This window comes from Kitasatospora sp. NPDC002040 (assembly GCF_040296785.1).
In the GTDB taxonomy this organism is placed as follows: Bacteria; Actinomycetota; Actinomycetes; order Streptomycetales; family Streptomycetaceae; genus Kitasatospora.
In genome coordinates this window covers 431,528-453,500 of record NZ_JBEOXV010000002.1, presented here as the reverse complement: position 1 = coordinate 453,500, position 21,973 = coordinate 431,528, and the positions used below count along the sequence as shown (strand labels likewise).

Genomic DNA, 21,973 nt, shown 5'->3' with positions numbered 1-21,973 from the left:
GCCCGCGATGCCGCCGCCGCTGAGCACCCGTCAGCGGACGGTGCACCGGCTGCGGGAGCACCACCGCGCGGTGCCGGTGACCTCCGCCGTGCGGCTGTACGGGGTGCTGGCCGTGGTCCGGATCGGCGGGGCCTTCACCCTGCCGCTGATGGTGCTCTCGGTCGGGCTGAGCGCGCTGGCACTGCTGCTGCTGGACCGGAAGGACCGGGCGGAGGCGGGTGTCCGCGGGTTCCGGCCCTGGCCGGCCGTGGCGGGCACCGCCCTGGTGGTGCTGGCGTACGCCGACACGATGGCGGCCGCCCGGACGGCCTTCGGGCGGGGTGCGGACAACTGGACCGTCCTGGTGCCGGAGCTGTTCCGGCAGTTGGCCCCGGGCGCACCGGTGCTGGGCGCGGTGGCGATGGTGCTCTGCATGGGTGTCCTGGTGCCGCTGGTGGAGGAGGTCTGCTACCGGGGCGTGCTCTACCGCGCGGTGGAGCACGCCCGGGGCGGAGTGGTGGCGATCGCCACCACCTCGGCGGCCTGGGCGCTGGTGCACCTCGGCGACTACGGCCTCCAGCCGTTGAACGCCCGGGTGATCTGCGGGGTGCTGCCCTCGGTCTTTGTGATGGGCCTGGCGCTGGGGATCTGCCGGGCCTGGACCGGCTCCGCGCTGGCCTGCGCGGTGGCCCAGGGCACCGCCAATCTAGTGATGCTCGGCTGGGTGCTGTGGTTCCTCTGACGGACCGTCCGGAGTTCTCGACACATTCTCGAAGTGAGGGGCCATGGTGCGCATCACCGTCACCGGACCGATCGTGATCGACCAGCTGATGACCTATCCCGGGCAGTTCACGCATCTGCTGCTGCCGGACCAACTCGCCCACCTGTCCCTGTCGTTCCTGGTGGACGACCTCGGGGTGCACGAGGGCGGGGTGGCGGCCGACGTCGCGTACGGCCTGGCGGGTCTGGGCCACCGGCCGGTGCTGCTGGGCGCGGCCGGACGGGACTTCGGCACCTACCGGGCCAGGCTGGAGCGGGCCGGGGTGGACACCTCAGGGGTCCGGGTCTCGGAGCGGTCCGCCACCGCGCGGTTCACCAGCACCACCGACGCGGACCGGAACCGGATCTCCTCCTTCCACCCTGGTGCGTCGGGGGAGGAGGCCGGGGCGGACCCGGAGGGGTGGGCGGACGGCAGCGAACTGGTCTTCCTCGGCCCGGCCGGGCCCGGGCTGATGGCGGCCCGGGCCGGCGACTGCCGGCGGCTGGGGCTGCCGTTCGTGGTCGACCCGGCCGGGCGGAGCGCCGAGGTGGCCCGGTACGGCGCCGAGGCGGTCCTGGACGGGGCCGGCCACCTGGTCACCAACCGCCGCGAACGGGCCCAGCTGCTGGAGCACACCGGCCGGTCGGCCGAGGAGGTGCTCCGGCTGGTCGGCTGCTGGGTGACCACCCTCGGCCTGGACGGGGTCTGGATCGACTACGCCGACCGGCCCTCGGTGGCGGTCCCGGCGGTGCCGGCCGGGCCGAGGGCCGGGGGGACGAGCGGCGCGGGCGGTGCGTTCCGGGCCGGATTCCTGGCCGGGCTGGCCGAGGGGCTGGACGACGAGGCGGCCGCGCGGGCGGGCTGCCTGCTGGCGGTCTGCGCCCTGGAGTCGACGGGCAGTCAGGGGTACCGCCGCACGGCGGAGGAGCACCGCCGCCTGCTGGCCGGGGCGTACCCGGGGCCGGTGGAGCCGGACCCGGGTCCGCCGGTCAGGCGCCGGCCCGCCCGGTCCGCCGGAAGGTGAAGGCGAGCAGGGCGATGGTGAGCAGCAGCAGGATGCCGGACTCGACCAGCTGGATCGGCACCAGGTCCCCGGCCGGGTGGTAGTCGCCCCACCTGGCCACCGTGCCGGAGCAGTCCACGCCGCCGCCGCCGTAGCAGTCGAGGTCGGGGACCCGGGTGCCGTCGGCCAGTACCTGACCGCTGTTCACCAGCCAGGCGTTGGTGGGCTGGGCGAAGGTGGAGATCATCTGGTCGACCGGCTGGACGCCGCTGGTCACCGGGTAGAGGTGGGGGCGGGCCAGCCGCATCAGGGCCAGGCTGATCCCAGCCAGGGCACCGGTCACCAGCACGGCGGTGACCGTGCGGCGCAGCACCAGGCCGACCGCGAGGCCGAGCGCGAACGCGAACAGCGACCAGGCGACCGGGGCCGTACCGATGGCCGGGTAGGTGAACGCCCCGAACGGCGGGTCGAACGCGACGGGGGAGTGGACCACGTCGGTCCACCACACCCAGCTGGACAGGACGGCCAGGACACCGGTGGCCAGCAGCACGGCCAGGCCGGGCAGCCCGATCCGGGCCCGCAGCCAGCGGGCCGGAGTGACCGACTGCGCCCACACCAGCCGGTGGGTGCCGCGCTCGAACTCCTGGGCCAGCAGCGGAGCGCCGAGGAACATCCCGATCAGGACCGGCAGCAGGGTGATGACCGGCTGGAGGTACTGGGAGAAGATCCCGGTCAGGTGCTCGGCCCGGGTGACCAGCGCGAAGCACCCGTTCTCGGACCAGCTGCCCGGGGTGCGGCAGCCGGTCCGCTCCATGGTCGCCACGGTGGCCGAGGCCGAGAAGTGCACGAAGAGCAGCGTGGCGGCCAGCGCGAGCAGCCCGGTCGCGAGCACTGCGATCCCGGCCCGGCTCTGCCGCCAGGCGAGCCAGCGCATCCGGCCCGGACGGGTGGCGGCCGGTGCGGTGCGGCGGGCGGGCCGCTCGGTGTGGAGAGTCGTGCTCATGCGGCGGCCTCGCGGTCCGTGGCGGTGTCGGTCTGCGGTGAGCGGAGGTAGGACAGCAGCAGGTCCTCCAGGGTCGGGCGGCTGCTCTCCCAGGAGCCGTCCACCGGGGCGTCGGTGCGCACCAGCGCGGTGGTGGTGCGCCCGGTGGAGCGGCGCTCCACCACGGTGTGCGGCGCGAGCCGGCTGCCGTCGCCGCCGGTCAGCAGGCGGTGGGCGTCCAGGATCTGCTCCAGGTCGCCCGCCAGCCGGATCCGTCCGGACTGGACCAGCAGCAGGTGGTCGATCACCCCCTCCAGCTCGGTGAGGATGTGCGAGGAGAGCACGATGGTGGTGCCGCGCTCGGCGGCCTCGGCCATCAGGATGCCCATCAGCTGGTGCCGGGCGAGCGGGTCGAGATCGGCCATCGGCTCGTCCAGCAGCAGGAGTTCGGGGCCCTTGCCGAGGGCGAGTGCCAGGGCGACCCGGGTGCGCTGGCCGCCGGAGAGCGAACCTATTCGGGCCTTCGGGTCCAACTGGCCCTGGTCCAGCACCCGTTGGGCGGTCCGGTGGTCCCAGTCCGGGTTCAGCTCGCGGCCCAGCCGCAGCGTCTCGGCGACCGTGAGCCGGGGGTAGAGCGGCTTGTCCTGGGCCACGAAGCCGACCCGGCGGCGCAGGTCGGGGGTGTTCCCGGCCTCGCCGAGCACCCGCAGCTCGCCCTCGGTCGGGGCGAGCAGCCGGGCGCCGAGCGCGAGCAGGGTGCTCTTGCCCGCGCCGTTGGGGCCCACCACGCCGCAGATCCGGCCGGCCGGCAGGCTGAAGTCGCAGTTGCGCAGTGCCCAGCCGCCCCGGTAGCGCCGGCCCAGGCCGACCGCCTCCAGGGCCGGCTGACCGTCCGTCGGGTTGTTCATCCGGTACCCCCGTTGTCCTCGTTCGTCGCCCCGGCCGGGGTGACCCCGGTGTCGAAGCGCTGCTCCAGTACGGAGGCCATCAGTGCGGCGATGTCCTCCCGTTCCAGCCCGGCGGCCCGGGCCTCGTCCACCCACCCCACCAGCCCCGCCCGCAACGGTCCGTCGGCGGCCGCCTCCGGCCGGGCGAGCGAACGCCGGACGAAGGTGCCGAGCCCCGGCCGGGGCTCCACCAGCCCCTCGCGTTCGAGCTCGCGGTAGGCCTTGAGCACGGTGTTGGGGTTGATCGCGGTGAGCTCGACCACCTCGCGGGCGGTCGGCAGCTTGTCCCCGGGCTGCAACTGGCCGAGCCGCAGGGCCTGTTTGGTCTGCTGCACGATCTGCTGGTAGGTGGAGACGCCGCTGCGCCGCTCGATGCGGTACTCGATCAAGCGCCAACCAGCCTTTCACTAGTGAAGTAGTGGAATGGTGGCGCACTGCACCGCCGTGGTCAAGTCAGGGGTGGGGGTGTGTTCAGGGGCGTTGCAGCAGGACCAGCCCGTCGCGGTCCACCAGCCGCCGGTAGCCCTGCTGTTCGTACCGCACCAGCATCCGGGCGGTGTCGGTGATCGCGCACGGGGACTTGACGCTCGGGTCGGTCAGGTCGACGGCCACCCACTCCGGCGGCGGCGCGTCGTCCCGGCAGACCAGGCTCACCGTCGTACGGTGCGTCAGCTGGGCGGCCAGCCGGTTGGAGGCGGCCACCTCGGCGCCGTCGGGTATCCACTCCAGCATCGAGCGGGTCGCGACCAGCCGGGGCGGGGTGCGCCAGCCCTCCGGCATCACCACCTCGTGCAGCGGGTAGAGCGGCAGCGTGACGGCGGCGACCAGCGCGCTCACCGCCAGGGCGCGGCGGGCGCGGTGCGGGGCGGCCCGGCCCAGGGCGTCCGTCAGGGCGGCGAACAGCAGCGGCATCAGGACGGCGCTGTAGTGGTACCCCACGCCCCAGTAGTGCGGGTTGTCGGCGAGCAGGCGCCAGCCGAGGGTGGGCAGGCAGAGCAGGGCCAGCGGCGAGCGCAGGCCCAGGAAGCCGGCGGTGGCGGTGAGCAGCGACAGCAGCAGCCATTTGACGGGTGGCCAGCCGAGCTGGAGGGCGGGCTGCCAGAGCGGGCGGTCGGGTCCGCCGGCGTCGAGCTGGTGCCAGTAGTCGAAGCCGCCCTGCGGGTTGAAGGCGGGCAGCAGCACCAGCACGGTGAGCAGGGTGCCGGCGACCCCGGCGGCGGCCAGGGCGAGGCCGGGCCCGGGGCCCCGCCCGTCCCGCCGGGCCTGCCAGGCGATCAGGCCGCCGAAGGCCGCGACCGTCAGCCCGAGGTCCTCCTTCACCAGCAGCAGTGGCAGCGACCAGAGGGCGGCGGCGAGCGGCCTGCGCTGTCCGAGGGCGGTCGCGGCGAACGCCAGCAGCGGTACCGCGAAGGCGATTTCGTGGAAGTCGTCGGCGGCCGCGCTGACGATCCCCCAGGACGCGCCCACTCCGCAGCCCACCACCAGCGCGGCCCCGGGGCCGGCCGAGCGATGGGCCCAGCGGGTGAGCGGCACCACGGCCAGTGCCAGCAGCACCGCCTGCGCGACCAGCAGCGTCACGGGCGTGGGGAAGGCCCGGTAGGCCGGTGCGAGCAGCATCAGCAGTGGGTGGAAGTGGTCGCCGAGCAGGTGGTAGCCGGGCCCCTTGAGCGGGACGATCGGCGCCGAGCCGTGGGCGTACGCGCGGACGGCCTGTTCGAAGATGCCCAGGTCGTAGGACTGGGTCAGGCCGCGGCGGTGCCGGTTGACGGCCACGCAGGAGTACGCGGCGGCGAACGCCGCGGCCAGCGTCCAGGCGAGCGCGGCGGGACGGCGGATCAGGGAGGACGGGTGCACCTAGTAGTACCCTTTCACTAATTGAGTAGTGAAAGGGTGGTGGAACCGGTGAGTGATCGTCAAGCCACCGCCGGGCCCGGCCGATTCAGCAGGCCTGACGGTCCGTGCTGTCGTCGGTGCGCCGGCCGGGCGGGAGGCCGAGCGGCTGGAGCGGCGCGGCCGGTGGCAGGGCGGGCTCGGTGTGCCGGGCCGGGACGGCGTGGGCCTCGCGGATCCAGCGGGCCAGGGCGTGGACGAAGTCGGGGCCGATCGCGGCGGCGTTCTGCAACTGCTCCAGGTCGCCCGCGCGGAGCGGGATGCCGGCCTCGGCGAGGGCGTGCAGCAGCGGGTGCACCAGCGTCCAGTCGGTACGCGGGGCGGGCAGCGAGCCGGTATGCGCGGGGTCTGTCACACCACCCCCAACCACGGCCCGGGCGGCTTGGTCACGGCCGGTCGGGGAAGTCTCCCCGACCGGATCGGCCGATGACCCGTCAGGCGGAGACCGCCGCCCGCAGCCGGGCCACCACCACGGCGGTGGCCTCCCGGGTCACTGGGTCGGGGTCATCGAGCCGCTCGGCGAGCAGCTCGACCGCCGCCGTCACCACGGCCGCCGGGAGCACCACGTCCCGCAGCCCCAGCATCTGGGCGGCCGCCCGCTGACCGGCGCTGACGCTCCCCTGGGACGGGAAGACGGCCGAAACGCCCCTGGAACCACGCTCGCTGCTCACTGCCGATGAACCTCCGTGCACAATCGCCGCGCGGCCCCGGTGCCCGCACTCCGTACCAGGACAACCGATCCCCGGGCCACGGGTTACGCCGGGCAGTCGGGTCGGTGCCCGGCGGGGTTTCGCGGAACCGGGTGTACGCGGGCGCCGGACGGACGATCCTGTCGGTATGACCACCTACATCGTCGCCCCGCAGAGCTACCTGCCCGCCCCCGGCGGCCCGGCGGCAGTGTTCCTGGCGGGCGGCATCAGCGGCTGCGCCGACTGGCAGGCCGAGGCCGCCGCGGCGCTGCTCGCGGCGGGCCTGGTGGTGATCAACCCGCGCCGGCCCGAGGGGCTGGCCGTGGACGACCCGGAGCGGGCACCGGCGCAGATCGCCTGGGAGCACCACCACCTGCACCAGCAGGGCGTGTTCACGCTGTTCTGGTTCCCCGGGAGCGGCAGCGTCCAGCCGATCGCGCTGTTCGAACTGGGGGTCGCACTGGGGGAGGGGCGGCCGCTCGCGGTCGGCGTCGACCCCGGCTACCTGCGGCGGCTCGACGTGCATGAGCAGCTCCGGCACGCCCGCCCCGGTCTGGTGGTGCACCCGACCCTGGCGGAGGTGGTGGCCCAGGTGATCGCCGAGGCCCGACCGGCCTGACCGCCCGTCAGGAGCAGGGCGGTCAGGCCGGTCCGGAGACCTGACGGGACCGCCCCGGTCGGGGCGGTCCCGGGCCGGGCGGTTAGCCGGTGGTGAGGGTGAAGCTGGTGCCCGGCTGGCGGACGATGTCGCCGTCGGCGGAGTTGGTGACCCGCACGTTGGTGAGGACGGCGCTGCCGCGCGCCCCGGACATCGCCAGCACGCCGGCCCCGTTGTTGGACTTGTCGATCGTCACGTTGGTGATCTTGACGTCGGGGATGGTGCCCCCGCCGGTCTTGAACTGGATCCCGTCGTAGGTGCTGTCGTGGATCTCGGTGTCCCGGATCACGACCCCCGGGATGTCCTGGTTGGCGGCGAACAGGGTGAGTGCGCCGAACTCCTGGGCCTCGTTCCAGAACGCCCCGCCGCTGCGGTAGATGGCGTTGTTGGCGATCAGCGTCTGCCCGGAGAAGGGCAGCGGATCGTGGTCGGTGGCGAGCATGATGCCCGGGTAGTTGGCGGTGTCGTAGACCAGGTTGTTCTCGATCTTGTTGCCGTAGCCGCCGTAGACGGCGATGCCGGTGGCCCGCCAGGGCAGCTGGATGGTGTTGTTGGTGAAGCTGTTGTCGTGGCCGATGTCGACCGAGGTGTTCTTGACGTACTTGTTGGCCCAGACGGCCAGCGCGTCGTCACCCGTGGTGCGGAAGGTGGAGTTGAACACCTTGGAGTTGCGGGTGCCGTTGGAGAAGTTGATCCCGTCGGCGTAGGTGTCGCGGACCCGCATGCCGGTGAACTGGAGCCCGTCGGCCGGGTTCCACAGGTCCGGGATGTTGTCGTAGTCGCGACCGACCCAGACGCCGACGTTGGAGTGCTCGATCCAGACGTTGCTGATCTTCGTGTTCTTGCCGAACCGGCCGTTCAGCGCGACGCCGCCCTCGGAGCCGTCGGAGGCGCCGCGGATCCGGCCGGAGCCGAAGATGGCGATGTCCGAGATCTGGGTGTTGTCGTCGATGTCGAAGCCGAAGTTGCCCTCGTGCGGGTGGTTGATGGAGCCCGTGGCGTTCTGCGGCTCGATCAGCGAGTAGAGCTGGGAGTGCCACATCCCGGCGCCCCGGATGGTGACGTCCCGGATGCCGACCTGGTTGTACATGCCGCGGTTGAGCGGGTCGTCGGTGAGGATCTTCTTCTCCTGGCGCCACTGGCCGGCCGGTATCCAGACGCAGGAGATGGTGCCGTTCTGATCGGCCGTCACGGCGGCCTGGAGCGCGGCGGTGTCGTCCAGCCCGTCGTTCGGGACGGCGCCGAAGTCGGTGATCGAGGTGCACTCGGCGGGCTTGGCGGTCGGCGGTGCGACCTGCTCCAGGTCGACCAGGTCGACGGCGTAGAAGGCGGCGGTGTCCCCGGCGTCGCGCTGGAGCCGGAACTTCGTGCCCACCGGGTAGCTCTGCGGGAGCAGTGCGTGCGCCTCGTCGAACAGCCTGCGGGCGTCGGCCTGCGGGGTGTTGGTGAGGCCCTCCGGCTGGTCGGTGGTGCCGTAGAGCCAGCTGTGCTTGGAGGACAGGTTGAGCTTCTGCACGAACGTGCCGTTCGCGTACAGGCTGAGCGTCGCGTCGGCGCCGCCACCGCCCGGCGCGTCCGGGATCGAGTTGCGGACCACGATCGAGTTGGTCGGGACGGTGGAGGTGATCTCGACGTACTGGCCGGTGCTGTTCAGCCGGACGGACTTCCGGCCGGAGGACTCGGACGCGAAGTTGGTGTGCCCGAACGTGCGGGTGGCGTCGGCCTGGAGCAGCTCGCCCTGGTAACTGCCGTCCTCGGCCTCGTAGGAGGTGTAGGGAGCGGCGGCGCCCCGGCCGACCACGATCGGCTTGCTGAGCACGTTGTTGTTCTCGTTGGTCTCCTGCGCGGTGCCGGTCGCGTCGGCGGTGACCGTGACGGTCGCGCCGCCGGCCACGGCGGTCCAGGTGCCGGTGACCGGGAGGGTGACGGTCTGGCCGGCCGCCACCGCCGGGGTGGCGGTGTTCAGTGTGGCCGAGCCGACGGTGAGGCGGGTGACTCCGGCGGGGGCCGGGTCGATGCCCCGGTTGCGCAGCTGGACCGTGAACGAGGTGGCCGCGCCGGCCGCCGGGCTGGCCGGGTTCGGGGTGACGTCGAGCACCTCCAGGTCAGGACCCGGCGCCTGGGTGACGGTCAGTGGAGTGGCCGCCGCCAGCAGGTTGTTGTCCTCGTTCCGCTCCCGGACCGAGTTGTCGGCGTCCACCCGGGCGCTCGGCAGGTAGCTGCCCTGCGGGCGGGTACCGATGTTCTTCGTCACCGTCGCCGACTCGCCGGCCGCGAGGGCGGGCACCGCGACGCTGTCGGCCAGTGCGCCGCCGAGCAGGAAGTCGACCGTGTCGGCGGGGGAGGGGAGGGTGCCGATGTTCTTCACCGTGGCGCGCAGGGTGATCGCGGTGACCTCGTTCGGCGTGGCCGGGGTCCACGACACGTCGGTCACGGTCAGGTCGGGGTTGGGCGCCGGGGTGCCGATGACCTGGAGCTCGGCCACCTGGCCCGCCGGTGCGCCGGTGTTGGAGGCGATCCTGAGCTGGAGGTCGGCGACCCGGGAGGTGACCGGGATGGTCACGGTGTTCGCCCCGGAGGCCGGGTCGAACCGGTAGTCGGCGGCGGCCTTCAGCGTGCTGAAGCCGGTGGCGCCGTCCTCCCGCCCGAGCACCTGGATGTTCTGCGTCCGGGCGCCCCAGGCCTGGTCCGGGTTGAGCTTCACCACCACCCGCTGCAGGTCGGCGTTCGAACCCAGCTTGACCGTCAGGGTGTTGGGCAGCGCACCGGCGTTGCCCTCCCAGTAGGTGGCCAGGTTGTTGTCGTTGGCGTTGGCCGGCGCGAAGGTCCAGGCCTGCCCGGACGCCTCGATCGGCTTGCCCGAGGCGAGGTTCGTACCGGGGGTGCCGGGGTCGCCCGGCCGGGTGACGGCGGCGCTCGGGTCGGACTGGTTGCCCGCCGCGTCCTTGGCCCGGACGGTGTAGGTGACCGTCGCCGAGGCGGGCTGGCTGTCGGTCCAGGTGCGGACGTTGCCCGCCACGCTCGCCTTCAACTGCCCGTCGGCGTAGACGTCGTAGCCGGTGACGCCGACGTTGTCGGTGGCCGCGTCCCAGCTCAGCCTGATCTGCCCGGCGGCCGGCTCGGTGTAGCCGAGGTTGCCCGGCGCGGTCGGCCGGACGGTGTCGCCCGGGTTCTCGCCGGGCCGGGTCACCGGTGCGCTCGGGTTGGACTGGTTGCCCGCCGCGTCCTTGGCCCGGACGGTGTAGGTGACGGTCTCGGTGGCCGGGCGGGTGTCGGTCCAGGTCAGCACGTCCCCGGCCACACCGGCCAGCAACTGGCCGTCGGCGTAGACGTCGTAGCCGGTCACCTTCACGTTGTCGGTGGCGGCACCCCAGCTCAGCCTGATCTTCCCGGGCTCCGGCTGACCGTAGGTCAGGTTCACCGGGGCGGTCGGCGCCTGGGTGTCCCCGCCGGTCGGCCCGTACGCCTCGAACTCCGACAGCTGGGCGGCCGGCCAGACCGAGTTGGCGCTGAACACCAGCCGGAGGTGGCGGGTGGCGGTGGTGGGCAGCGAGACCGTGACGGTGTTCCCCGCCGCCGGGTCGAAGCTGTACGCGGCGGCGGCCACCAGGTCGGTGAACGTGCTGCCGTCGGTGGAGCCCTGCACCTTGACGGTCTGGCTGCGCTGCTCCCAGCCGCTCGGCAGCCTGAGCACCACCCGGTTGACCTGCACCGTCGAGCCCAGGTCGCCCTGGATCCACTGCGGGAAGGCGCTGTTGGCGCTCTCCCAGTAGCTCGCCTGGTTGCCGTCCCCGGCGTTGCCCGCCTGGTAGCCGCCGCCGGAGCTGCCGGCGGTGAGGGTGCGGCCCTGCAGCAGGTTGGCCGAGGCGGCGCTGGTCCCGTACACCTCGAACTCGGAGAACTGGGCGGCCGGCCAGGCGCTGTTGGCCGCCACCTGGATCCGGACGTAACGGGCGGTGGCGGCCGGGAAGTTGATCCGGACGGTGTTGCCGGCGGCCTGGTCGAAGGCGTAGGCGGCCGAGCCGACCACGGTGGCGAAGTTCGTTCCGTCGGTGGAGCCGAGCACGGTCAGGGTCTCGGTCCGGTTGCCCCAGCCGGTCGGCAGCTTCAACGCCACCTGGTCGATCGCGGCCGCACTGCCCAGGTCGACCTGGACCCACTGCGGGAGCGCGTTGTTGCCGCTCTCCCAGTAGCTCGCCTGGTTGCCGTCGTTGACGTTGCCGACCAGGTACTGCCCGTTGGTGCTGCTCGCGGTCACCGGTTTCCCGGCCGCCAGGTTGGGCCCGCCCGCGGCGTGCACCGGCAGCACCGGGCCCGCGAGCAGGAGCATTCCCACCGTGACCGACGTCGCCGTCAGCCGCGGGAGTATGCGCTTCGATCTCATGACGTCCCTCTGTCTCTGAATGGGTGGGGGGAGGTGGGAGTCGAGAAAATGACAGACATCTGTCTGTTTTTTGCGTGGGAGCACCCAAGAGTTACAGGGCCATGACGAACGTGTCAACGGATCCGGGGCTGGAAGGTGTGACCGTGGGTGATGGTCGGCGCACCCAACGGGCAGTGGCCGCAGTGTGGTTGCTGCTCGGCGCGGCAGTTGGCGGCGGGCCGGGGCGACGGGCGGGGGCGCGGTGGAGCTGACAGAGTGTCAAGGCTGTGGCCGGGCCGGGCCGAAGCCGTGTTGCGCGCAGGGCTTCCGAGGGTGGTTCGGACCGGTCACCATGGAGGTCCGTCGGCGATCCGAGGGGGATCATGAGCGAGGACGAAGGCGTTCCGAACGGGCGACAGAACCATCAGGGCGTCGTCAGGATCGGACCGGTGCGGGTGCTGGCCTGCCTGGCCGGGCTGGTCCTGGGCGGCCTGGTGCTGGTCGGTTTCACCGACGAGGCGCGGGCGGCACTGTGGGGCAAGCCCGGGACCGTGACCGACGTCAAATGCCGGGCGTACAGCAACCCCAGCACCTCAGGGGGAGAGTCGACGTACTGCTCGGGCTCCTTCACCCCGGATGGCAGCAGCTCGTCGTTCGAGGTCGACGTCGAGGAGAAGGACGTCAGCATCTACCCGCTGCACGCGTGGCTGGCGGGCGGCACGTCCGGCACCGCGTACGTCTCCCCGTCGGTGTGGACGGGGGTGCTCCCAGTGGGGTTCGCCCTCCTGGCAGGCGGACTCCCGCTGGCGGCGCTGGTGGGCCGCGCGCGCTCGGTTCGCGCACAACGCGCCGGAGGGCGCCTTCGAGGGCCGGATCCGGAGCAGGACTGAGCCGACGGCGACGGCTGCTCGAACGGAAACCCACCGAGCAGTGCCGGCACCACATGGCCTGCGCACGCTGCGACTTCTGCACCCCGAAGGCCTCCGGCAAGGGCCGGCTCGAGCCGCCGTCGACGACGGCCAGGAGGCGTCATACCGCACTGCGCGGCGCGCTGCGGCTGTGTGCGGCACAATCGTGGCTCATGGCCGACTCCCATGATCCCGCTGCTCTGTATCCCGACATTGCGACCGAAGGCAGCCTCGCTGCGGCGCTCCAGGCGGTGGCGGTCCGAGACGGCCTTTCCGTTGCGTTCGAGGCCTCGGAATCCGCCGCGCTGCAGCAGGCCTCGGTCGCGAGCGGAATCCCTCATCGGACGGTTCTGTCCATCAGCGCCTGGGCGGTCGAGCGCCGTTGGTCGATCCGCGGCTGTGAGTCGTTCCAGGGCTTGGTGCTTGTCGATGGAAGCACGGGCGACCTCGTCCAACTCGCCCGAGCCGCGCAAGCCTGGCAGGACGGGGAGGAGCTGGCCGACATTCACAGCGTCGCACCGTTCGTGGATCTCTCGGGACGCTTCGAGGTGCCCGATGGCGATCCGGTGCGACTGATCGAATCCGAATGGCAGCACCTGCTCACGGAAGCCGACGCGGCGAACTGGCCCGAGTACCGCGCGCTCATCAAGGCGGCGCACGCCGAGCCGGTGCTGCGGGGGCTGTACCCCTTCACCAGCCACTGGACACTGCGGTTCTCGACCAGCATTCGCCCGCACCTCACCGATGTTCCCCTGTGCCTGGACGCCCATCGGCAGAAGCCGTACACCGTCAGCACCCGCTACCTGGGCGAGATCCTCGCCGCAGCGCCGACGGCCGAGGAGATCGTGTCGATCGCGATCCGACACCTGTCCTCCGATCTCGGCACTGCTACGTCAGGAACCGACTGAACAAGCCTGGTTCGGGCGCGGCAGGAAACCTCGCGGCCGACGGCGCGGCAGGCTCGGGAAGCTTCATCAGCGCCTTGCTGGCGATCCGGATCATTGGACGTCGTCGCGGTCGTGGGTTTTCGCGGCGACCACGTGAAGCGTCGCCGACCGGAACGGCCAACTCCCACCGACCTTGCGCACAGTCACCTGCAACAACGTGTGCCACAGCTGGCGACGGCCACTGACCGGTCTCGGCGAAGGCTGACGGAACCGGTTTCGTATCAGCGAAGGTTGGGTGAGCAGGCCCGGCTTCGTCCGGCGCCTCGGAAGGGGGAGCGCGATGGACGTCCGACCGGAGAACAGTGACTCTGTCGAGGCGGAGTGGGAGTTCCAGGCACGCGCGGCCGCAGACTGGGACGAACGCTCCCGGAACTCCGCCACGACATGGGTACCTCCCATTCTGGCTGCTCTCGTTGACCGGGCGCGGAGGAGCTCACTGAACCGCTACTTCCCGTTCACCAGCCACGCCGTGCTCCGCTTCAGCACTGGTCCGCGCCACTGGCTCGGTGAAGGAGCGATTCTCCCGGTAGCCATCGCTCTCGTCCCCGAGGGGCTGTACCTCGTGGGCACCAGGGCGGACGGCTGGGTGCTTGAAACGGCCAGTGCCGACGAAGCAGTGACCGCCGCAGAGCGGTTGGTCGGCGACCGGTACGACGGCCGGCGGTCGGATCAAGCCGCCTCAGAGTCCTATGACGGTGGCCAGCCGTACAACGACGTCCCCGGGTGAGACTCCTGCAGAAGCGACGGGCGGGCTTCGGGGTGAGATCCATTCAGTCCTGGTTGGGACAGGACGCCCGCAGAAGGTTTTTGACTGATGATCAGCTTGGGGTTACTGTCACCAAAACGTGACTTTCCTGTTTCCGCCGGGGGAGGAAGTGAGCGACCGGATCGTCCTTGACCTGCGAACTTACGCTGTTCGGAGCTTGGTTGAGGACGGGCTCAGGTGCCACTCGTCGCCCGGCACCCTCGGTGAAGCAGTTCGGAGATGAAGACATGAGCACGCATTTCGACCTCGTCGTCCTCGGTGCCGGCCCCGGCGGCTATGTGGCCGCGATCCGCGCGGCCCAGCTCGGGCTCAATGTGGGCGTGGTGGAGGAGAAGTACTGGGGCGGGGTCTGCCTGAACGTGGGCTGCATCCCGTCCAAGGCGCTGCTGCGCAACGCCGAGCTGGCGCACATCTTCCAGCAGGAGGCCGACACCTTCGGGATCAAGGTCGAGGGCACGGTCAGCTTCGACTACGGGGTCGCGCACCGGCGCAGCCGCAAGGTGGCCGACGGCAGGGCGGCCGGGGTGCACTACCTGATGAAGAAGAACGGCATCACCGAGCTCGACGGCCGGGGCACCTTCGTCGACGACCGCACCCTCTCGGTGGCGCTCACCGCGGGCGGCACCGAGACGGTGACCTTCGACCACTGCGTGATCGCGGTCGGGGCCACCACCCGGCTGCTGCCCGGGACTTCGCTGAGCGAGCGGGTGGTGACCTACGAGGAGCAGATCCTCACCGAGACGCTGCCGGAGAGCATCATCATCGCGGGCGCCGGTGCGATCGGCGTCGAGTTCGCGTACGTGCTGCACAACTACGGCGTCAAGGTGACCGTGGTCGAGTTCCAGGACCGGCCGGTGCCGCTGGAGGACGTCGAGGTCTCCGCCGAGCTGGCCCGGCGCTACCGCCGGCTGGGGATCGAGATCCTCACCTCCACCCGGGTGGACGGGATCGACGACAGCGACCCGGCCGGGAAGGTCAGGGTCACCGTCACCCGCAAGGGGCAGCAGGAGGTGCTGGAGGCCGACAAGGTGCTCCAGGCGATCGGCTTCGCGCCCCGGGTGGACGGTTACGGCCTGGAGCGCACCGGCGTCGCGCTGACCGAGCGCGGCGCGATCGACGTGGACGCGCGCGGCCGGACCAGCGTGCCGCACATCTTCGCGATCGGTGACGTGACGGCGAAGCTGATGCTGGCTCACGCGGCCGAGGCGATGGGTGTGGTGGCGGCCGAGACCATCGCCGACGTGGAGACCATGGAGCTCGACTTCGTGATGATCCCGCGCGCCACCTTCTGCCAGCCGCAGATCGCCAGCTTCGGCTGGACGGAGGCGCAGGCGCGCGAGCGCGGCTTCGACGTCAAGGTGGCGAAGTTCCCGTTCACCGCGAACGGCAAGGCGCACGGCCTGGGCGAGGCGGTCGGCTTCGTGAAGGTGATCAGCGACGGCACGCACGGCGAGCTGCTCGGTGCCCACCTGATCGGCCCCGAGGTGACCGAGCTGCTGCCGCAGCTGACGCTGGCCCAGCAGTGGGACCTGACCGTGACCGAGCTGGCCCGCAACGTGCACGCCCACCCGACCTTGGGCGAGGCGGTCAAGGAGGCCGTGCACGGCCTGGCCGGGCACATGATCAACTTCTGACGCGCCCGAGAGTGGGGTCCGGCCCATTGCGGCCGGACCCCCGGACGGCGTAACCGTCACATGATCGACTCGTTGGACGCTGTGGCGGTTCCGGTCCGCGGCCGCCGTCCCGGCGAGAGGTCCTGATGGTGCGACAGGTGCTCGGTACGTCGTCCCGGCACGAGGCCGCACTGGTCCGGCACTACCCGAGGCTGGTCGGGATCGCCTATCTGACCCTGCCGGTGGACCGGAAGCGGCACAGCAGGGTGCTGGCCGCCCACGCCGCCGTCCAACGGGCGCTGCCCACCGTCCTGCCCGGGCCCAGGACCCGGGCCGGCATCGGCGGGGGGACGGCGGAGCAGGCCTACCAGGACCTGCGGCTGCGGGTGCTCCGGGCCGCGCTGGCACCGGCCCGGGCCCGGCGGCCCCGGTTCGGACCGCTGGTCTGGGGGCTGCGGCTGTTCACCCCGAGCGGGGACCAGGACGAGCTGGCGCTGGACCGCGAGCTGGCGGGGCTGGCCCCGGCCGCCCGGGCCGCGTTCGCGCTGCGCACGGTGGAGCAGCTGACGGCCGCTCAGACGGTCGAGCTGCTCGGCCGGGCCGAGGTGGCGGACCCGGCGGCGGCCCTGCTCGCGGCCGGACCGGTGCTCGCGCTCGCCGCCGGGGACGGTACGGGTGAGGCGGCCGGGCTGCGGCCCGCCTTCGACGCCTGCCACGTCCGGGTCCAGCCCACCGACCTGCTGCGGCGCCGCCGGACCAGGGCGGGCGTGCTGGTGCTGGCCGGGGCGGGGGTGGCGGCCCTGCTCACCCCCGCCCTGGCGGCCCGCCCGGTCGCCCCGGCCCCGGTCGCGGCCCCGGCCAGCGCGGCGGCGGCCGAGCAGCCCGGGCTGCGCACCGAGGCCCCCGACCGCTGGCGCAGCACCGCCCGGGTCGACTTCACCGCCTGGCCCGCGCGCGGCGACCGCCTGGCCGACGGTGCGCTGCTCGGCCGGGCGCTGACCGCCTGGACCCAGGCCGGTCCCGGCACCGCCGTCGAACCGGGCACCGCCGCCCGGCCGCCGATCGAGCCGCCCCGGCTGCTGTTCGCCGGCTCGGTGGACGGCACCCCGGTGGTCCTGCTGCACGACGGGATGCGGATCGCCCGGTACACCGACGGCCCGGACGGCGGCCTGCTGCTCGGCGGCGCCGAGGACTCGGACGTGACCAGCGCCGCGGCCGTGGTGCTGCGCCGCTCCGGCGGGACGGCCCGCTACCTGCTCGCCCCCTGGATCGACACCGCCGGGACACGTCGGCTGGACCAGCCCGACACGGCCGCAAAGCCGTTGGCGCGCACGGACGGTGTGACCGACCCCGTCCCGGTCGGCGGCGGCCCGGGCTGCCCCGGGGACGTGCTGCTGGAGCTGCGGTCCACCCCGGTGGTGGCGGAGAAGCACGCCTTCGTGCTGGCCGATGTCGGCGGCCTGCGGCCGGCCCGGCTGAGCTGGACCCCGCCGCCCGAGCAGGGCCAGGCCCGTTCGCCCCGGGAGGCGGTGAGCCCGGAGGCGCTCCGCGCCTGGGCCCGGTCGGCCTGCACCGTGCCCGATGCCTCGCCGGGCGTGCGACAGCTCAACCTCTGGGACTTCGCCACCCAGCAACTCCCGGGCGGGGCGGGCCCGGCGAGCTGGCTCTGCCTGCGCAGCGACCGCTGGGGCGGGGAGGGCAGCGCCGCCACGGCCGTCCTGCTGCCGACCTTCCGGGGCGCCGTGCGGACCGGCCGCGCCGACGGCCGGGCCTGCAGCCGGTACGAGCAGGACACCGTGGCCTGGACCTGGTGGCGCTCCCCGCAGGGCGGCGAGTACCTGCTGGCGGCGGTCAGCCGCCGGGTCGCCCGGCTCCAACTGCACGGCCAGGGATGGGCGGTGGACCAGGCGGTGCCGAACCGTACGCTCGCGGTGCCGCGGCCGGCCCGGGACCAGGTCGCGGTCGAGGCGGTGCAGGAGAACGGAACCAGGCTCCAACCCTTGGTCAACCCCTTGGGCTGACCAGGGAGGTTGGGTACGGTATGGCCGTGCCGTTCACCTTCAGTCACCCCGCTGCCGTCCTGCCCCTGCTGTCCCAGGGGCGAGGCCGAGGTCGGCTGATCGCCTCCGCCATGGTGGCCGGGTCGGTCGCTCCCGACCTGCCCTACTTCGTGGCCTCGCTGCTGCCGGGCCTGTACGACTTCGGGGTGCAGACCCACGCCTGGTGGGGCGTGCCGACCGTGGACGTGCTGCTGGCCTCGCTGCTGGTGCTGCTCTGGCACGGCCTGCTGCGGGCCCCGCTGGTGGCGCTGCTGCCGGTGCGCTGGGCCTGGGCGGCCGACCGGCTCACCGCCGCGCAGCGCCCCCGGGCCGAACTGCCGCGGCAGACTGGCTGGTTGCTGCTGTCGGCGGGGATCGGCGCGGCCACCCACGTGGGCTGGGACGCGTTCACCCACCACGGGCGTGCGGGCGTGCAGCTGCTCCCGTTCCTGGCGGAGTGGCACCTGTTCGGGCAGCCGCTGTTCACGGTGCTGCAGTACGGCTCCTCGCTGGTCGCGCTGGCCGCGCTGCTCTGGTACCTGCAGCGCGAGCTGCGGCTGATCGACGCCGAGCGGGTGGCCCCGCTGCCCGCGCCCGCGTACAGCAGGGCCACCCGGCTGGCGGTGCTCGGCGTGGTGGTCGCGGGCGCCGCGATCGGGGCGGCGCTGCGGATCGAGCGCTGGAGCGCGGCCTACCCGGGCGCCTCCCGTTGGGAGTTGGTCCCGACCACCGCCTTCGGGGTGGTGGCCGGGATCGGAGCCGCGCTGGTGGCGCACGCCCTGGTGGCGCGGGCCGTCGCGGCCCGGGTGCGGACCTGGTAGCCGGGGTCAGGGGCGGTCGGTGAGGTAGCCGCCCATCGCGGTGAAGTACTCGGTGGCGCCCAGCTCCCGGCCGTCCTCGGTGCGGACCCGGGTGATCGCCAGGCCGTGGTTGCGGCCGGTCCGGGCGTCGGCCCCGGCGACGATCACCACGCCCTCGCCCTCGCGGTAGAAGATCCGGCCGGGCGTGCCGCCGTAGCGCTGCTCGGAGACCTGGGCGGCGAGGACCTCCAACCGCCGGCCCCGGTGGTAGGTGAAGGCGCTCGGGTAGGGCGCGCACTGGGCCCGGACCAGCCGGTCCAGGTCCGCGGCGGGCCAGCGCCAGTCGATCCTGATGTCCTCCTCGGCCCGCTTGTGGAAGAAGCTGGCCTCGCTGCGGTCCTGCTTGGTGAAGTCGGTGCGCCCGGAGGCGATCTCGGCCAGGCCGTCGACGGTGATCGGGCCGAACAGCTCCAGCGTCTTGCGGAACAGGTCGGCCGTGGTGTCCCGGGGGCCGACCGGCACCGCGCGCTGCAGCACGATGTCCCCGGCGTCCAGCTCGGCGTCCATCAGGTGTGCGGTGACGCCGACTTCGGGCTCGTTGTTGATCAGCGCCCAGATCAGCGGGGAGAAGCCGGCGTACTTGGGCAGCAGTGAGTCGTGCACGTTGAGGGTGCCGTACCGGGGCAGCTCGAAGATCCGCGGCGGGATCAGGGTGCGCCAGTTGGTGGCCACGATGAAGTCCGGGTCGGCCTCCTTGAGGCGCTCGAACAGCTCCTCGTCGTCCGGCCGGTTGCGGATCACCACGGGGACGCCGTGCGCCTCGGCCAGTTCGGCGACCGAGTCGCTCCAGATCTTCTCGTAGGCGCCCTCGCCGGCGGGGTGGGTCACCACCAGCACGACGTCGTGCTCGGAGTCCAGGAGCGCCTGCAGGGTGCGGTGGCCCCAGGTCTGATAACCGAACATGACGACCCGCATGGGCGTGCCTCCTTGGAGAGTCTGCTGGAAGACCGACAGTAAAGCAAGGCTTACCTAAGTAATGCAACCAGCTCGCCGTGAGGGGCAGTTGTCGCACCGTCATTCGACCGATGTCCGGTTTGCTCGCGTGACACGACTTGAAGATTAGGTTAGCGTTACCTAAGTTAAGCGTCTGACCCGCACGAATGGGAGCGACATGTCACGGGCTGTTCCTGACGACACCTCACCGATCCACGACCTGTTGGGGATCGGCTTCGGGCCGTCCAACGTGGCGATGGCGATAGCTCTCCGCGAGCACAACGCGGGCGCCGGAGGGCAGCCGGTGACGGCGCACTTCCTGGAGCGGCAGGCCCGCTTCGGCTGGCACCGGGGCATGCTGATCGACGATGCCACCATGCAGGTCTCCTTCCTCAAGGACCTGGTGACCCTGCGCAATCCGGCCAGCCGGTACAGCTTCCTCTGCTACCTGCAGAGCACCGGGCGCCTGATCGACTTCGTCAACCACAAGAGCCTGTTCCCGCTCCGGATCGAGTTCCACGACTACTTCGAGTGGGCCGCCGCCCAGGTCGCGGACCAGGTGAGCTACGGCCACGAGGTGCTCTCGGTCCGGCCGGTGCAGACCGAAGGGGTGGTGCGCCACCTGGAGGTGACGTCCCGCTCGGCCGCCGACGGCGGGCTGGTGGTGCACCGGGCCCGCAACCTGGTGGTCGGCACCGGCCTGCGGCCCAAGCTGCCCGAGGGCATCGAGCGCAGCGAGCGGATCTGGCACACCAGCGACCTGCTCACCCGGGTGGAGGGGATGGCCGACGCCGCCCCGGGCCGCTTCGTGGTGGTCGGCGCCGGGCAGAGCGCGGCCGAGGCGGTCGCCCTGCTGCACCGCAGGTTCCCGGGCGCCGAGGTCTGCGCGGTGTTCTCGCGCTACGGCTACAGCCCGGCGGACGACAGCGCCTTCGCCAACCAGATCTTCAACCCGGCCGCCGTGGACGAGTACTTCACCGCGCCCGAGGAGATCAAGCGCAAGCTGATGGGTTACCACGGCAACACCAACTACGCCGTGGTGGACATCGAGTTGATCGACGACCTGTACCACCGGGCGTACCAGGAGAAGGTGCTCGGCACCGAACGGCTGCGGATGCTCAACGTGTCCCGGCTGACCGAGGTGATCGAGACCCCGGACCGGATCCGCACCACGGTCGAGTCGCTGGTGACCGGCGAGCGCACGCCGCTCGACGCCGACGTGGTCGTCTACGCCACCGGCTACCACCAGGCCGACGGCCTCGGCCTGCTCGGCGAGGTGGCCGACTACTGCCACCGCGACGACCAGGGCCGGCCGCAGGTCGGCCGGGACTACCGGGTCGCCGCCGAGCCCGAACTGGACTGCGGCATCTACCTCCAGGGCGGCACCGAGCACAGCCACGGGATCACCTCCTCGCTGCTGTCCAACACCGCGATCCGGGTCGGCGAGATCCTCGACTCGGTCCTCGCCCACCGGGCCGCCGGGCCCGCCGTGCGCCCGCTGCGCGCCGTCGCGGGCTGACTCGACCCCCCATCGACTCCCGTGCCCCACGGGCCGGTTCGCCATGCCCGGAGGCACAAAGCCTCCCCCTTGAAAGGAACGTACGTGTTCAACGGTTCCCGCCCCGCCCTGACCAGACAGCTTCCCCGGACGGTGCTGGCCGCCGCCGCGGCGCTGGCGCTCGCCGCCTGCGGCAGCTCGGCGAAGCCCGCCTCCGAGAGCAAGCCCGCGGAGGCCGCCGCCGGTGGGGCGTTCCCGGTCACGGTCGCGCACAAGTACGGCAGCACCGAGATCAAGGCGCAGCCGAAGAAGGTCGTCACGCTCGGCCTGTCCGACCAGGACGCGGTGCTCGCGCTCGGCATCAAGCCGGTCGGCGCGGTGGACTGGTTCAAGGAGACGCCGTACGGCAAGTGGCCCTGGACCAAGGACCTCTGGGGCTCGGACCGGCCGCAGGTGGTCGGCGAGCGCGACGAGTACAACATGGAGAAGATCGCCGCGCTCAAGCCGGATCTGATCATCGCCCAGTACTCGGGCATGAAGAAGGAGCAGTACGACACCCTGAGCAAGATCGCTCCGGTGGTCGCCCAGCCCAAGGACCTGCCGGACTACGCCGCCTCCTGGCAGGTGATGACCCAGCAGATCGGCAAGGCGCTCGGGAAGTCGAAGGAGACCGAGCAGAAGATCGCGGACATCTCCGCGCGCTTCAAGGTGGTCAAGGACAAGCACCCCGAGTGGGCCACCCAGACGCTGAGCGTCGCCGACAGCTTCGAGGCCGGCAAGTACTCGGCCTTCACGAAGACCGACCCGAAGTCGATCTTCTTCAACGAGCTGGGCTTCAAGCTCAAGCCGGAGATCGACACGCTGGCCAAGCCGGGCTGGAACGTGGCCGAGCTGAGCGCCGAGAAGCTGGACGTGCTGGACACCGACCGGCTGGTCTGGGTCACCTCCAGCACCGCGGCGAACGACCGGATCAAGGCCGAGCCGTTCTACCAGAAGCTCAAGGTGCAGCAGGAGAAGCGGGACCTCTTCGTCCCCTACACCGACCCCGACGTCGGCGCGGCGTTCTCCTTCAACACGGTGCTGTCGATCCCGTACGCGATCGACCAGATCGAGCCGTTGCTGACCGCGAAGAAGTAAC

The 21,973-nt window shown here is 72.1% G+C and carries 19 protein-coding genes; 11 read left to right on the top strand and 8 right to left on the bottom strand.

The window, feature by feature from the left end:
* The first annotated feature begins 7 nt into the window (after nucleotides 1–7).
* Nucleotides 8–721, top strand: coding sequence for a CPBP family intramembrane glutamic endopeptidase (locus ABT118_RS07355; RefSeq protein WP_350645617.1), 714 nt, complete (start codon nucleotides 8–10; stop codon nucleotides 719–721).
* Nucleotides 722–764: 43 nt separating this feature from the next.
* Nucleotides 765–1,763, top strand: a complete 999-nt coding sequence (locus ABT118_RS07350) for a PfkB family carbohydrate kinase (protein ID WP_350645616.1) — start codon at nucleotides 765–767, stop codon at nucleotides 1,761–1,763.
* On the opposite strand, the gene ABT118_RS07345 is transcribed toward ABT118_RS07350, so the two are convergent.
* The 6 genes from ABT118_RS07345 to ABT118_RS07320 all read right to left on the bottom strand — a co-directional run bounded on the left by ABT118_RS07345 (nucleotide 1,729) and on the right by ABT118_RS07320 (nucleotide 6,232).
* Nucleotides 1,729–2,745 (bottom strand): ABC-2 membrane transporter-related protein, encoded by a 1,017-nt coding sequence (locus ABT118_RS07345; protein ID WP_350645614.1) that lies wholly within the window; start codon nucleotides 2,743–2,745, stop codon nucleotides 1,729–1,731. The two genes, ABT118_RS07350 and ABT118_RS07345, sit on opposite strands and share 35 nt — an antisense overlap.
* Nucleotides 2,742–3,632, bottom strand: a complete 891-nt coding sequence (locus ABT118_RS07340) for an ABC transporter ATP-binding protein (protein ID WP_350645612.1) — start codon at nucleotides 3,630–3,632, stop codon at nucleotides 2,742–2,744. The genes ABT118_RS07345 and ABT118_RS07340 overlap by 4 nt, the downstream gene beginning before the upstream one ends.
* The gene (locus tag ABT118_RS07335; protein WP_350645610.1) at nucleotides 3,629–4,060 is read right to left on the bottom strand and encodes a GntR family transcriptional regulator; all 432 of its coding nucleotides are present in this window, start codon (nucleotides 4,058–4,060) and stop codon (nucleotides 3,629–3,631) included. The genes ABT118_RS07340 and ABT118_RS07335 overlap by 4 nt, the downstream gene beginning before the upstream one ends.
* 82 nt (nucleotides 4,061–4,142) lie before the next feature.
* Nucleotides 4,143–5,525: a DUF2079 domain-containing protein gene (locus tag ABT118_RS07330; protein ID WP_350645608.1), complete on the bottom strand. Its 1,383-nt coding sequence runs from the start codon at nucleotides 5,523–5,525 to the stop codon at nucleotides 4,143–4,145.
* 85 nt (nucleotides 5,526–5,610) lie between these two features.
* The gene (locus tag ABT118_RS07325; RefSeq protein WP_350645606.1) at nucleotides 5,611–5,916 is read right to left on the bottom strand and encodes a hypothetical protein; all 306 of its coding nucleotides are present in this window, start codon (nucleotides 5,914–5,916) and stop codon (nucleotides 5,611–5,613) included.
* Nucleotides 5,917–5,995: 79 nt separating this feature from the next.
* Nucleotides 5,996–6,232, bottom strand: a complete 237-nt coding sequence (locus ABT118_RS07320; RefSeq protein WP_350645604.1) for a hypothetical protein — start codon at nucleotides 6,230–6,232, stop codon at nucleotides 5,996–5,998.
* 166 nt (nucleotides 6,233–6,398) lie between these two features.
* Between ABT118_RS07320 and ABT118_RS07315 the strand changes: the two genes are divergently transcribed.
* Nucleotides 6,399–6,869 carry a nucleoside 2-deoxyribosyltransferase domain-containing protein gene (locus tag ABT118_RS07315; RefSeq protein ID WP_350645602.1) on the top strand — a complete coding sequence of 157 codons (471 nt, stop codon included), beginning with the start codon at nucleotides 6,399–6,401 and terminating at the stop codon, nucleotides 6,867–6,869.
* 82 nt (nucleotides 6,870–6,951) lie between these two features.
* On the opposite strand, the gene ABT118_RS07310 is transcribed toward ABT118_RS07315, so the two are convergent.
* Complete coding sequence (locus ABT118_RS07310; protein ID WP_350645600.1) at nucleotides 6,952–11,238, bottom strand: galactose-binding domain-containing protein; 4,287 nt, start codon at nucleotides 11,236–11,238, stop codon at nucleotides 6,952–6,954.
* A 416-nt stretch (nucleotides 11,239–11,654) separates the two neighbouring features.
* Here ABT118_RS07310 and ABT118_RS07305 point away from each other — a divergent pair, with 416 nt between their 5' ends.
* From ABT118_RS07305 to ABT118_RS07280, 6 genes are all read left to right on the top strand, one after another.
* On the top strand, nucleotides 11,655–12,161 hold the full coding sequence (locus ABT118_RS07305) for a hypothetical protein (protein WP_350645598.1): 507 nt from the start codon (nucleotides 11,655–11,657) through the stop codon (nucleotides 12,159–12,161).
* A gap of 191 nt (nucleotides 12,162–12,352) precedes the next feature.
* Nucleotides 12,353–13,087 (top strand): DUF6193 family natural product biosynthesis protein, encoded by a 735-nt coding sequence (locus ABT118_RS07300; RefSeq protein WP_350645596.1) that lies wholly within the window; start codon nucleotides 12,353–12,355, stop codon nucleotides 13,085–13,087.
* A gap of 319 nt (nucleotides 13,088–13,406) precedes the next feature.
* Complete coding sequence (locus ABT118_RS07295) at nucleotides 13,407–13,853, top strand: DUF6193 family natural product biosynthesis protein (protein ID WP_350645594.1); 447 nt, start codon at nucleotides 13,407–13,409, stop codon at nucleotides 13,851–13,853.
* 266 nt (nucleotides 13,854–14,119) lie between these two features.
* Nucleotides 14,120–15,526, top strand: a complete 1,407-nt coding sequence (gene lpdA / locus ABT118_RS07290) for a dihydrolipoyl dehydrogenase (RefSeq protein WP_350645592.1) — start codon at nucleotides 14,120–14,122, stop codon at nucleotides 15,524–15,526.
* A 125-nt stretch (nucleotides 15,527–15,651) separates the two neighbouring features.
* The gene (locus ABT118_RS07285) at nucleotides 15,652–17,526 is read left to right on the top strand and encodes a hypothetical protein (protein ID WP_350645591.1); all 1,875 of its coding nucleotides are present in this window, start codon (nucleotides 15,652–15,654) and stop codon (nucleotides 17,524–17,526) included.
* A gap of 26 nt (nucleotides 17,527–17,552) precedes the next feature.
* Complete coding sequence (locus ABT118_RS07280; RefSeq protein ID WP_350645589.1) at nucleotides 17,553–18,365, top strand: DUF4184 family protein; 813 nt, start codon at nucleotides 17,553–17,555, stop codon at nucleotides 18,363–18,365.
* Between the two features lie 6 nt (nucleotides 18,366–18,371).
* Here ABT118_RS07280 and ABT118_RS07275 read toward each other — a convergent pair whose 3' ends face one another.
* The gene (locus ABT118_RS07275; protein ID WP_350645588.1) at nucleotides 18,372–19,319 is read right to left on the bottom strand and encodes a methionyl-tRNA formyltransferase; all 948 of its coding nucleotides are present in this window, start codon (nucleotides 19,317–19,319) and stop codon (nucleotides 18,372–18,374) included.
* Between the two features lie 196 nt (nucleotides 19,320–19,515).
* Here ABT118_RS07275 and ABT118_RS07270 point away from each other — a divergent pair, with 196 nt between their 5' ends.
* Together ABT118_RS07270 and ABT118_RS07265 are read left to right on the top strand one after the other, a co-directional pair.
* The gene (locus ABT118_RS07270; protein ID WP_350645587.1) at nucleotides 19,516–20,856 is read left to right on the top strand and encodes a lysine N(6)-hydroxylase/L-ornithine N(5)-oxygenase family protein; all 1,341 of its coding nucleotides are present in this window, start codon (nucleotides 19,516–19,518) and stop codon (nucleotides 20,854–20,856) included.
* An 84-nt stretch (nucleotides 20,857–20,940) separates the two neighbouring features.
* Nucleotides 20,941–21,972: an iron-siderophore ABC transporter substrate-binding protein gene (locus tag ABT118_RS07265; protein WP_350645586.1), complete on the top strand. Its 1,032-nt coding sequence runs from the start codon at nucleotides 20,941–20,943 to the stop codon at nucleotides 21,970–21,972.
* Nucleotide 21,973: the final 1 nt, after the last annotated feature.

What these genes read in the sequence shown, in the direction of transcription:
- ABT118_RS07305 (WP_350645598.1), top strand. Translation starts at nt 11,655, where the DNA reads ATGAGCGAGGACGAAGGCGTTCCGAACGGGCGACAGAACCATCAGGGC.
- ABT118_RS07340 (WP_350645612.1), bottom strand. Translation starts at nt 3,632, where the DNA reads ATGAACAACCCGACGGACGGTCAGCCGGCCCTGGAGGCGGTCGGCCTG.
- ABT118_RS07315 (WP_350645602.1), top strand. Translation starts at nt 6,399, where the DNA reads ATGACCACCTACATCGTCGCCCCGCAGAGCTACCTGCCCGCCCCCGGC.
- ABT118_RS07350 (WP_350645616.1), top strand. Translation starts at nt 765, where the DNA reads ATGGTGCGCATCACCGTCACCGGACCGATCGTGATCGACCAGCTGATG.
- ABT118_RS07310 (WP_350645600.1), bottom strand. Translation starts at nt 11,238, where the DNA reads ATGCTCCTGCTCGCGGGCCCGGTGCTGCCGGTGCACGCCGCGGGCGGG.
- ABT118_RS07295 (WP_350645594.1), top strand. Translation starts at nt 13,407, where the DNA reads ATGGACGTCCGACCGGAGAACAGTGACTCTGTCGAGGCGGAGTGGGAG.
- ABT118_RS07285 (WP_350645591.1), top strand. Translation starts at nt 15,652, where the DNA reads ATGGTGCGACAGGTGCTCGGTACGTCGTCCCGGCACGAGGCCGCACTG.
- lpdA (WP_350645592.1), top strand. Translation starts at nt 14,120, where the DNA reads ATGAGCACGCATTTCGACCTCGTCGTCCTCGGTGCCGGCCCCGGCGGC.
- ABT118_RS07355 (WP_350645617.1), top strand. Translation starts at nt 8, where the DNA reads ATGCCGCCGCCGCTGAGCACCCGTCAGCGGACGGTGCACCGGCTGCGG.
- ABT118_RS07270 (WP_350645587.1), top strand. Translation starts at nt 19,516, where the DNA reads ATGTCACGGGCTGTTCCTGACGACACCTCACCGATCCACGACCTGTTG.
- ABT118_RS07345 (WP_350645614.1), bottom strand. Translation starts at nt 2,745, where the DNA reads ATGAGCACGACTCTCCACACCGAGCGGCCCGCCCGCCGCACCGCACCG.
- ABT118_RS07275 (WP_350645588.1), bottom strand. Translation starts at nt 19,319, where the DNA reads ATGCGGGTCGTCATGTTCGGTTATCAGACCTGGGGCCACCGCACCCTG.
- ABT118_RS07300 (WP_350645596.1), top strand. Translation starts at nt 12,353, where the DNA reads ATGGCCGACTCCCATGATCCCGCTGCTCTGTATCCCGACATTGCGACC.